The following is a 7,522-nucleotide window of genomic DNA, read 5'->3' on the forward strand; positions in this document are numbered from 1 at the left end:
AAGGGCAGCGGATCCTCGAACCTGGCAGGCGTGCTCGCCATCAACGAAGCCGGCTTTGCCACCAGCCATGTTTTCGAGCAAGCCGAGATAAAGGCATTCACCGGGATATTTCGCACCGCCCTCGCCCGTCATTGCGAGTTGCTCGACCGGCGGGAGACGGCTGGCAAGATCCGGCGATGCCATGGCGACCTGCATCTGCGCAACATCTGTCTCTTCGACGGAGAGCCCCGCCTCTTCGATTGCATCGAATTCAATGACCAGATCGCCAGCATCGACGTGCTTTACGACCTGGCCTTCCTGCTGATGGACCTCTGGCATCGCGGCTTTCCGGAACTCGCCAACCTGGTGATGAACCGCTATCTCGACGAAGCAGACGACGAGGACGGCTTCGTGCTCCTGCCGTTTTTCATGGCAGTGCGGGCCGCGGTGCGCGCGCATGTCACCGCAACCCAGGTCGAGGAAGCCGGTGACATGCCCGGCGGCCTGATTGCCGAGGCCAGATCCTATTTCGAGCTTGCCCGAACACTTCTCCAGGAAAAGCCGCCGCGGCTGATCGCCATCGGCGGCTTGAGTGGTTCCGGCAAGACGGCCGTTGCCGAGGCACTCGCCGCACATGTTGGCGCGCCGCCTGGCGCACGCATTGTCGAAAGCGACCGCATCCGCAAAGCCCTGCATGGGGTGCCGGCCGAAACGAAGCTGCCGGACAGGGCTTATCGACCTGATGTGTCGGACCGCGTCTACCGCGAAATGGCATGGCGTGCCGACTTGATCCTTGCCGAAGGCGGTTCGGTGGTCGCCGATGCCGTCTTTGACCGGCCGGCCGATCGCGACCGCATCGAGAAGGCGGCAAAAGGCAGAGACGTCGCTTTCGCCGGATTCTGGCTGGAGGCGGATCCGCTCGTTCTTTGGCGACGGGTAAGCGAGCGCCGGGGTGGCCCATCCGATGCCACCATCGATATCCTTTCGCGGCAATTGCAGCGAAAGGCCACCCCGTCCACCTGGCGCAAGGTCGACGCCGATCGAAAGCTTGCCGATATCGCCGCCGAGTTGAGAAGGTTCTCCGAAAGAGATACGTCCAAAAAGGAAAGATCGTCCCTACACACGGCCTCCTGACTGGTTGCCGCAAGGTGATCGACCTCAACGGAGTTCGAGCGTTGCCTCAGCTAGGCCGGGCTCGCTCGGATGATGCCCTACCGAAAAGCCGAACTCGCGGCACATTGCCAACATCTTGGTGTTCTCGTTGAGCATAATGCCTTCAATCCGACCGATCCCATCGGCCTTTGCATAGTCGACGATCTGCCTGAGCAGCTCCCAGCCGAGACCATGACCCTGCAGGTCCGTGCGTACGAGCAACGCGTATTCGGCGACAGTGTGATCCGGATCGCAGGACAGCCGGCTGACCCCTGCCAGCGCGCCGGTGCTCGCTTCCAGCGCGACGAAAGCCATGTCGCGGTCATAATCGAGCTGAGTGAGCCGTTTCAGCATCTGGTCGGAGAAGTTCTTGCGCGGCGACAAAAAACGCAGTCGCAGATCATCCGGAGAAATCCTGGCGAGGAATTGCGGATAGAGCGCGATGTCGGCCGGCTTGATCGGCCGAATGTGATAGTGCGCGCCGCCCACCGAGACATCCCTATTCCAGCCCGACGGGTAAGGCCTGATGGCGAGCGCCGGGTTCGGCCCCGGTTTTTCGACGCGTCCCGGCTCGATCTCGATGCGGGCATCGAGTGCGATCACGCCATCAGCGTCGGCCAACAATGGATTGATGTCCAGGGAGACGATGCATGGAAAGTCGACGATCATCTGCGACAGCCCATTGAGCGCCGCAACGATTGCGCCACGATTAGCCGGCTTGTGGTCGCGGAACCCGGCAAGCAAGCGGCCAGTCCGCGTCTGCTCGATCAGGTCGCCGGCAAGCACATCGTCGAGCGGTGGCAGTGCGAACGCTATGTCGTCCATCACCTCGACCGCAACGCCGCCGGCACCGAAGAGGACGACGGGGCCGAAAATGGGATCGCAACTCATGCCCAGTATGAGTTCATGCGCTTGTTTCCGGACCACCATGGGTTGGACCGTATAGCCTTCGATAATGGCTTGCGGAGCCTGCTTGCGTACGCGCGCTTCGATTGACCTGGCGGCCTTTCCGGCCGCTGCGGCGGTCGCGAGGTTGAGCACCACGCCACCGATGTCGGACTTGTGCGAAATCGCCTTTGACAGCAGCTTGACGACGACCTGTTCCGCCCTCTTCAAAAGGCGGCCGGCGGCTTTTTCCGCTTCGCTAGCGGTTTTGGCGACAATGGTCTCGGGCACGGGAACGCCATAGGCGGAGATCGCCGCCTTGGCTTCCGGTTCGGTCAGCATTCGCCGACCCTCTTTGGCGACCTGCCTGAAAATGGCAAGCACGGCTTCTCGATCGCTCATCGTGTCCTCGCTGCGGCTCGGCGGAACTCGCATCAGCGCCCGCTGGGCTCGCGACCAGTCGCTGAGATAGGAGACGGCTGTTGCGGCGTCCGCAGGCGTCTCGAAACTGGCAATTCCGGCATCCTGAAGAACACGGCGCCCCTCGCGCGCCGTGTGTTCGCCAAGCCAGCAGGTCAGAACCGGTTTGTTGCCTATCTTGCCGTCCCGCGCGAGTGTCGCCACGGCGCTTGCCGCAGCAAGCGGCGAGCCGAGCCCGGTCGGGCAGTTCATGACCAGCACAACGTCGGTCCCGGTATCGGCCGCGACGGCCTCGATCGCGACCCGATAGCGCTCCGGCGAAGCGTCGCCAATGATGTCGACCGGATTGGCGTGGGACCAGGTGGCAGGCAGGACGGCCTCCAATCGGGCGATTGTTTCCGGCGAGAGCTCTGCCAGTTCGCCGTTGCAGTCGATGAGTTGATCGACGGCAAGCACACCGGCGCCGCCGCCATTGGTGACAATGCCGACGCGGGCTCGTTGCAGCGGAGCGAAACGGGCTGTCGTCTCAACAGCATCGAACAGTTCGGTCAGACCTTTAACGCGCAGGATACCGGCGCGCAGCAACGCAGCTTCGACGACACGGTCGGCGCCCGACAGCGCTCCGGTATGGGTCGCCGTGGCTTTCGCTGCCTGCTCGTGCCGGCCGGACTTGATCGCGATGACCGGCTTGATGCGCGCCGCCGCGCGTGCCGCAGACATGAACTTGCGTGGATTGGATATGGTTTCGAGATACATCACGATGGCGCGCGTGCGCGCATCACCCGCCAGCATGTCGAGGCAGTCTCCCACATCGACATCTGCCATGTCGCCCAGCGAGATGATCTGGGAGAAGCCGACATTATTGTCCGCCGCCCAGTCGATCACCGATGTGGCGATGGCGCCGGATTGCGACAGCAGCGCAATGTTGCCGGGCCTGGCCGCCATATGTGCGAATCCAGCATTGAGCTTCACAGGCGGGATCATCAGTCCGAGCGTGTTGGGTCCGATGATGCGCAAAAGAGTGGCCTTCGAAGCATCGAGCATGGCCTGCCGCAATCCGTTCTCGCGCGTCAGGCCGGCGGTGATAACGACCGCCGCCCGCGTGCCCTTTTCGCCGAGGTCCCGTATGATGCCGGGAACCGTTTGCGGAGGCGTCACGATGACGCCGAGGTCGGGAATGGCTGGCAGATCGGCCGCCTTGGCGTAGCAGCGTCGGCCAGCCACTTGCGAATATTTCGGGTTGACCGGCCAGATCTCGCCCTCGAAGCCACCGTTCACGAGGTTGTCGAAGACGACACGCCCGACAGAGCCGTCGCACCCCGATGCTCCGAAGACGGCAACCGACTTCGGAGCGAATGCATGTTCGAGATTTCGGATGGTCAACCCTGTGCCTCCTATTCCCGGCGATAATCACCAGTCGATCTTGCCGGTTCGTTGCGTTGAATCAAAGCGTTTTGCGGTTGTCGCGATTAGCTGTTGCGCGAGATCGACGCTGCCCCTTAGCGATTGCAAGCATCGATCAAAATCGGAAAGCATCGCATGAATGAGTCCACCCTGCGACGCGCATTGCTGGTCATTGCCATCCTGGGTCTCGCCCTTGGGGTCGGAGTCTGGCGAGCCGAGTTCGGATCCCTTGTGGCCGACACGATCTGGACGATTGCGACCCTGCCCGTGGTGGTGGCTCTCGCCATTTCCATTTTGCGCGATTTCTGGATCGGCCGCTTCGGCGTTGATGCGATTGCCTTGGTGTCGATGTCCGCCGCGCTGCTGCTCGGTCAATCCCTGGCGGCAGTGGTGGTCGCGATCATGTATGCCGGCGGCACGGTACTCGAGGACTTTGCCCGCGGGCGCGCGGAGCGAAACCTCAAGGCATTGACCGACCGGTCACCGCGTGTCGCCCATCGGACGTCAACGCTGGGAACAGAGACCATTTGCGTCGAAGACGTTGCTGTCGGCGACGAGCTTTTGGTACGAGCCGGCGAACTGCTCCCGGTCGACGGCATCCTGCTTGATGCTTCGGCCTCTCTCGACGAGTCCGCGGTAACCGGCGAACCACTGCCCGAACGGCGGAGCGCAGGCGACGCGCTGCGCAGCGGCACCCTCAACAACGGTGAGGCCTTCAGCATGCGGGCATCGGCACTCGCAGAACAGAGCACCTATGCGGCAATCGTGCGCATGGTCGCTGCAGCACAGACCGCGAAATCCCCGTTCATCCGCATGGCCGACCGCTTTGCGCTGTTCCTGCTGCCAGCCACTTTGCTGGTCTCCGGCACCGCCTGGTACATCTCTGGCGATCCAATCAGAGCGCTCGCCGTTCTGGTGGTCGCGACACCTTGCCCGCTCATCCTCGCTGCTCCCGTTGCCTTCATCGGAGGCGTATCGCGCGCCGCGCGTGCCGGCATCTTGATGAAAGGCGGCGTGGCTCTGGAGGCCCTTGCGCAAGTCCGAACCGCGATCTTCGACAAGACCGGGACCTTGACCATCGGCGGCGCCGAGCTCATCGAGATCGAAGCCGCGCCCGGCCGTGATGCCGACCATCTGCTGCAGTTGTTGGCATCGTTGGAACAAGCCTCCCACCATGTGCTCGCTGATTCGATCGTCCGGGCGGCGCGCGGCAGAAAGCTGATGCTGTCGCATCCGTGCAATGTCCGCGAGTATCGCGGCGCGGGCCTGAAGGGCCGGGTCGGCAACATGTCGATCGCGGCGGGATCGCGGGCTCTCGTGCTCGCCGACAAACCGCTGCCCGGTTGGGCGAAAAGCGGCGAAAGGCGATACCAGAACGATCCGGTACTCAGGGTGTTTTTAGCGCTCGACGGGCGACTTGCCGGCATATTCACTTTCGGGGACGCGCTGCGCGTGGATGCTCGCGATGCCCTCAGCAACCTGCGCTCGGCCGGTATTGCGCGTGTGGTCATGCTCACAGGCGACGACGGCGTGGCGGCGAAGCGCATTTCGGCGTTGCTCAGCCTCGATGCCGTCGTGGCCGACGCTCTCCCCGCCCAGAAAGTGGCGGCGGTTGAAGCCGAGAAAGCCCTGGCACCAACGATGATGGTTGGCGACGGAATCAACGATGCCCCTGCCCTCGCGGCTGCAACGGTCGGTATCGCCATGGGCGCGCGGGGTGCTACCGCCTCCTCGGAGGCGGCGGACGTCATCGTGCTGACCGACAGGCTGCATCCCGTCGCCGATTCAGTTCGCATTGCACAACGAACGCGGGCGATCGCCTTGCAAAGCATCATTGCGGGGCTGGCGCTCTCGGCCGTGGCAATGGGTGCCGCAGCCATGGGACAAATCACGCCTGTAGCAGGAGCGCTGCTTCAGGAGGGCATAGATGTAGCGGTGATCCTCAACGCTTTACGCACTCTTGGCGACGGGCGTGTCGGGCGCGCATAGTTGAAGCAGGTGAATGGCCATGGCCCAGGAAAATCTGGTGGTTTGCGGCAAATGCGGCGGTGTCAATCGCCTGCCGCCGTCGCGCAATGCCGGGGGCGCGAAATGCGGAAAGTGCGGCTCCAAGCTGTTCTCGGGTCATGCCGAAGACGTCGACGCACAGGGCTTCGATCGCCAGGTCAAGCGAAGCAGCCTCCCCGTTGTCGTCGACATCTGGGCACCGTGGTGCGGCCCCTGCAAGATGATGGCGCCGGCCTATGAAGCGGCAGCAAACGAACTGGAGCCGCATGTTCGCCTGATCAAGCTCAATTCCGACAATGAGCAGGCCGTTGCCGCCAGGCTCGGCATTCGCGGTATCCCGACCATGATCCTCTTCCATGGCGGACAGGAGGTTGCGCGCACATCCGGCGCAATGACGGCGGGGCAGATCGTCAGGTGGGTCCGCGATCACCTGCCGACCGCCGCAGCCTGAAAGCCGCCACGTCGTGGATCCGCTCATCGCACGGCTCGGACTGGCGCTGGCAATAGGCCTCCTCGTCGGACTGGAACGTGGCTGGCGCGAGCGGGACGAACCCGACCACAGCCGCACGGCCGGGATTCGAACATTCGGCATATCCGGCCTGCTCGGCGGCATTCTCGCAGCGCTGGCCGATACGCTCGACGCAGTTTCCGTGCTGGTCGGTGGCTTCATCGCGTTTGCGGCAATCTTCGCCTGGTACAAGGCGCGCGAGGCTGCCCATGACGAGGATTTCAGCGTTACGGCAGTAATAGCGGGCCTTGGCGTGTTCGCGCTCGGTGCACTTTCCGTCGCCGGTGATTACCGGGTTGCGGCCGCCGGAGGGGCGGCGCTCGCAGCAGTCCTTGCCAGCCGCGAGATCCTGCACGGTCTCTTGAAGCGATTGACCTGGATCGAGCTTCGTTCGGCGCTGATCCTGGCGGCGATGACCGCGATCGTTTTGCCCTTGCTGCCAAACCGGACGATCGACCCGTGGGGCGGCTTCAACCCGTGGGAGGTCTGGTTCCTCACGGTGCTGATGGCGTCGATATCGTTCGCTGGTTATGTCGCCGTTCGCGTCCTGGGAACCACCCGCGGTCTGCTCGTCAGCTCGCTCACTGGTGCAATCGTCTCGTCCACCGCCGTGACCATGGCGCTAGCCCGCAACGCCGCATCCGCAAGCAATCCGCGGCCGCTCGCCGGCGCTGCTTCGCTGGCGGCGATGGTCTCGGTGCTGCGCGTTTGGGCTGTGGTACTGATCGTCGAGCCAAGCGCCTTCGCAGCGGTCGCCATTCCGGCAATTGCCGCAGCAATCGTCTTCGCCGCCTGCGGTGTCTTCTTGCTGGCCCGAGACGGCCGGGATCAAAAGAGCGGTGCGCTGGCACGCAATCCATTCGAATTGGGCCCGCTGCTGCTGTTTGCCCTGCTCTTTGCGGTTGTCGCCACCGCGAGTGCTGCATTGGCTGCTCAATTCGGCGGGCGCGGTTTGCTGGCGAGCTCGGCTCTTGCAGGCACGTTCGATGTCGACGTCTCGGTGCTCAGCGCATTGCGCCTGGTCAAGCAATCGATCCCTGTCGAGACCGTAGGTCAGGCGGTGCTCGCGGCGCTGGCGGCAAACGCGATCGGTCGCCTGTCGCTGGCGATATTTATCGGCCCGGTCAGGTTCTGGTTGCCACTGGCCGGGGCAACTCTGGTCGCCGC

5 protein-coding genes are annotated in these 7,522 nt (G+C 63.6%); 4 read left to right on the forward strand and 1 reads right to left on the reverse strand.

Translation table 11 applies throughout. The features are described 5' to 3' along the window. On the forward strand, positions 1-1,113 hold a 1,113-nt coding region (locus tag EOA85_RS22005), incomplete at its 5' end, for a bifunctional aminoglycoside phosphotransferase/ATP-binding protein (RefSeq protein WP_127211154.1). A gap of 24 nt (positions 1,114-1,137) precedes the next feature. Here EOA85_RS22005 and EOA85_RS22010 read toward each other — a convergent pair. Further along, a complete protein-coding gene (locus EOA85_RS22010; protein ID WP_127211155.1) occupies positions 1,138-3,819 on the reverse strand; it encodes a bifunctional acetate--CoA ligase family protein/GNAT family N-acetyltransferase in 2,682 nt (893 codons plus the stop codon). A gap of 156 nt (positions 3,820-3,975) precedes the next feature. Here EOA85_RS22010 and EOA85_RS22015 point away from each other — a divergent pair, with 156 nt between their 5' ends. From EOA85_RS22015 to EOA85_RS22025, 3 genes are all read left to right on the forward strand, one after another. Then, a complete protein-coding gene (locus tag EOA85_RS22015) occupies positions 3,976-5,829 on the forward strand; it encodes a heavy metal translocating P-type ATPase (protein ID WP_127211156.1) in 1,854 nt (617 codons plus the stop codon). A gap of 19 nt (positions 5,830-5,848) precedes the next feature. Then, positions 5,849-6,298 carry a thioredoxin TrxC gene (gene trxC, locus EOA85_RS22020; protein ID WP_127211157.1) on the forward strand — a complete coding sequence of 150 codons (450 nt, stop codon included), beginning with the start codon at positions 5,849-5,851 and terminating at the stop codon, positions 6,296-6,298. 13 nt (positions 6,299-6,311) lie between these two features. After that, positions 6,312-7,522 (forward strand): MgtC/SapB family protein (locus EOA85_RS22025; RefSeq protein WP_127211158.1); only part of this gene is annotated, 1,211 nt, incomplete at its 3' end.

Source organism: Mesorhizobium sp. M5C.F.Ca.IN.020.29.1.1 (genome assembly GCF_003997375.1).
Lineage (GTDB): Bacteria > Pseudomonadota > Alphaproteobacteria > Rhizobiales > Rhizobiaceae > Mesorhizobium > Mesorhizobium wenxiniae.